The 3,679-nt window shown below is 52.5% G+C and carries 3 protein-coding genes and 1 pseudogene; all 4 read left to right on the top strand.

Features of this window, described 5'->3' with window-relative positions; all coding sequences use genetic code 11:
- Positions 1 to 91: pseudogene (locus LZ634_RS21660) on the top strand (dimethyl sulfoxide reductase); the annotation flags it as partial.
- A gap of 91 nt (positions 92 to 182) precedes the next feature.
- The gene (gene ynfF, locus LZ634_RS21655) at positions 183 to 2,588 is read left to right on the top strand and encodes a selenate/tellurate reductase subunit YnfF (RefSeq protein WP_234508802.1); all 2,406 of its coding nucleotides are present in this window, start codon (positions 183 to 185) and stop codon (positions 2,586 to 2,588) included.
- Positions 2,589 to 2,598: 10 nt separating this feature from the next.
- Entirely contained in the window at positions 2,599 to 3,216 is a 618-nt protein-coding gene (locus tag LZ634_RS21650; protein ID WP_234508801.1) for a DMSO/selenate family reductase complex B subunit, read from the top strand.
- 1 nt (position 3,217) lies between these two features.
- Positions 3,218 to 3,679 (top strand): DmsC/YnfH family molybdoenzyme membrane anchor subunit (locus tag LZ634_RS21645; protein ID WP_234508800.1); only part of this gene is annotated, 462 nt, incomplete at its 3' end.

Genomic DNA, 3,679 nt, shown 5'->3' with positions numbered 1-3,679 from the left:
GGCCTTTGTGCTGGTGCTGGCTGGAGAGCTGATTGGGCGAGGTGTGTTCTACGGTCTGCATATGACCGTAGGAATGGCAGTGGCCAGTTAAATTTAAAAGCCGGAATAATTTCCGGCTTTTTTGTATCTAAAGCAAGGATGTATGGGGCGGAAAAATGTCAAATGAGCAAATTGATAAACTTATAAAAATACCGGTAAGTCGAAGAAAAGTTATTCAGGCGGGGGCTGCTACGGGGCTGGTTGCTGCGGCCGGTGGTTTCTCATTACCTTTTAGTCGTAAGGTCTATGCTGCCAGTGAAAAGGCCGCAAAATTAGAAGAAAAAGCGGTATGGAGTTCCTGTACCGTTAACTGTGGCAGCCGCTGCTTGCTGCGACTACATGTGAAAGACGATGAAGTGTACTGGGTTGAATCTGATACCACCGGTGAAGATATTTATGGTCAGCATCAGGTCAGAGCCTGTCTGCGTGGCCGCTCTATTCGTCGGCGTATGAATCACCCGGACCGTATTAAATATCCGATGAAACGGGTAGGTAAACGCGGCGAAGGCAAGTTTGAAAGAATCAGTTGGGACGAAGCACTTGATACCATCGCCAATAGCTTGAAAAAGACCCTCAAAGATTATGGCAATGAAGCGGTGCACGTTTTATATGGCACTGGGGTTGATGGCGGCAATATTACAAACTCTAACGTGCCGTATCGATTAATGAACTCCTGCGGTGGATATTTAAGCCGTTACGGTAGCTACAGCACCGCGCAAATTAGCGCCGCGATGAGTTATTTATATGGTGGTAATGATGGCAATAGCCCGGATGATATTGCCAATACCAAATTAGTGGTGATGTTCGGTAATAACCCGGCTGAAACGCGAATGAGCGGCGGCGGCGTCACTTATTATGTTGAGCAGGCGCGTGAACGCTCAAATGCGCGAATGATCATGATTGACCCGCGTTACACCGACACCGGTGCCGGGCGAGAAGATGAATGGTTACCCATTCGTCCCGGTACCGATGGCGCGCTGGCGGCTGGTATTGCCTGGGTGCTCATTACTGAAAATCTGGTTGATCAACCCTTCCTTGATAAATACTGCGTCGGTTACGACGAGAAGACGCTGCCGGAAGGCGCGCAGCCGAATGCCCATTATAAAGCCTATATCCAGGGAAACGGTCCAGATGGGATCGCGAAAACCCCTGAATGGGCTTCACGCATTACCGGCATCCCGCAGGATAAAATCATTCAGCTGGCGCGTGAAATTGGCTCGGCTAAACCGGCCTATATTTGTCAGGGATGGGGGCCACAGCGCCACGCTAACGGTGAACAGGCATCTCGCGCCATTGCCATGTTGTCCATTCTGACCGGTAACGTCGGAATTAATGGTGGTAACTCTGGCGCTCGCGAAGGGACATTTGACCTGGGCGTTGAGTGGTTCTCAATGCTGGAAAACCCGGTAAAAACACAGATATCCGTGTTCACCTGGACTGAGGCTATTGAGCGCGGGGCTGAAATGACGGCGACCCGCGATGGCGTCAGAGGTAAGGATAAACTTGATGTACCCATTAAATTCATGTGGTGCTACGCCAGTAATACTCTGATCAATCAGAATAGCCATATCGCCAGAACCCACGACATATTACAAGACGACAGTAAGTGTGAAATGATTGTCGGGATGGATCACTTCATTACGGCGTCAGCTAAATATTATGACATTCTGTTACCCGATCTTATGCCAACTGAACAGGAAGACCTGATCTCGCATGAGTCAGCGGGCAATATGGGCTACGTCATTTTAGGGCAGCCAGCCACCAGCGCGAAATTTGAACGTAAACCTATTTACTGGATGCTTAGCGAAATAGCGAAACGTCTGGGGGATGATGTCTGGAATACGTTTACTGAAGGGCGCACACAGCATGAATGGATTAAATATCTGTTCGAAAAAACCCGTGAGCGTAATCCGGATATGCCTTCCTATGAAGAGATGAAAGAAACAGGAATTTATAAGCGCAAATGCCCGGAAGAGCATTACGTTGCCTATCGTTCTTTCCGCGAAGATCCGCAGGCGAATCCACTCAAAACCCCATCGGGAAAAATTGAAATCTATTCCCAGCGTTTGGCTGAAATTGCATCGACCTGGGAATTACCTGCCGGGGATATTATCGATCCGCTGCCGGTTTATGCTGCAGAAGTTGAAGGCTGGGACGATCCGCAGCGCCAATATTACCCGCTGCAGTTAACCGGTTTCCATTACAAGGCAAGAACCCACTCCAGCTATGGCAACATTGATGTCTTACAGCAGGCCTGTCAGCAGGAAGTGTGGATTAACCCGATTGATGCTAAGTCGCGTGGAATAGCCAATGGTGACAAGGTCAAAGTATTTAATGACCGCGGCCAATTGTTTATTCAGGCCAAAGTGACGCCAAGGATTATGCCGGGGGTGACTGCCATGGGGCAGGGAGCCTGGCTGCAGGCCGATATGTTCGGCGATCGGGTCGACCATGGTGGTTCCATCAATATTCTGACCTCATCACGGCCATCGCCGCTGGCGAAAGGCAACCCATCTCATACCAACCTCGTTCAGGTTGAGAAGGCGTAAGGAATAATCGATGACCGCCCAATATGGCTTTTTTATTGACTCCGCCCGCTGCACCGGTTGTAAAACCTGTGAGCTGGCCTGTAAAGATTACAAGAATTTAACCCCGGACGTCAGCTTCCGCCGTATTTACGAATACGCGGGCGGCGACTGGCAGGAAGACAACGGCGTCTGGAACCAGAACGTTTTTGCCTACTACCTGTCGATTGCCTGTAACCACTGCGAAGACCCGGCCTGTACCAAGGTCTGCCCGAGCGGCGCGATGCACAAGCGCGAAGACGGTTTCGTGGTGGTGGACGAAGATGTCTGCATCGGCTGCCGCTACTGTCACATGGCCTGCCCGTACGGTGCACCGCAGTACAACGCCGCCAAAGGTCACATGACCAAGTGCGACGGCTGCCATGAGCGTGTGGCCGACGGCAAGAAACCGATCTGTGTGGAATCCTGCCCGCTGCGCGCGCTGGACTTTGGCCCGATTGAAGAGCTGCGTCAGAAACACGGCCAGCTGGCCGCGGTGGCCCCGTTGCCGTCTGCGCACTTCACTAAGCCAAGTATCGTGATTAAACCCAACGCCAATGCACGTCCGTGCGGCGACACAACCGGCTATCTGGCCAACCCGAAGGAGGTGTGAGATGGGAAGTGGATGGCATGAATGGCCGCTGATGATCTTTACGGTCTTTGGGCAGTGCGTGGCCGGTGGTTTTATCGTCCTGGCGCTGGCGCTGATGAAGGGGCAACTGCCGCGTGAGCAACAGCAGCGCGTGGTGCTGAGTATGTTCGCGCTGTGGGTGCTGATGGGCATTGGTTTTATCGCCTCGACGCTGCACCTCGGTTCGCCGATGCGCGCGTTCAACTCGTTGAATCGCGTGGGGGCATCCTCGCTGAGTAACGAAATTGCCAGCGGCGCAATCTTCTTTGCGGTCGGCGGTATTGGCTGGCTACTGGTGGTAACCAATAAGCTGTCGTGCGCGCTGCGCAGCCTGTGGCTGGTGGTGACGATGGTGCTGGGGGTGGTGTTCGTGTGGATGATGGTTCGTGTGTATAACACCATCGATACCGTGCCGACCTGGTACCGCGTCTGGACGCCGCTGAGC

Source organism: Kluyvera intermedia, from assembly GCF_021440345.1.
Classification (GTDB): Bacteria; Pseudomonadota; Gammaproteobacteria; order Enterobacterales; family Enterobacteriaceae; genus Kluyvera; species Kluyvera intermedia_A.
This window is presented reverse-complemented; position numbering and strand designations above follow the sequence as displayed.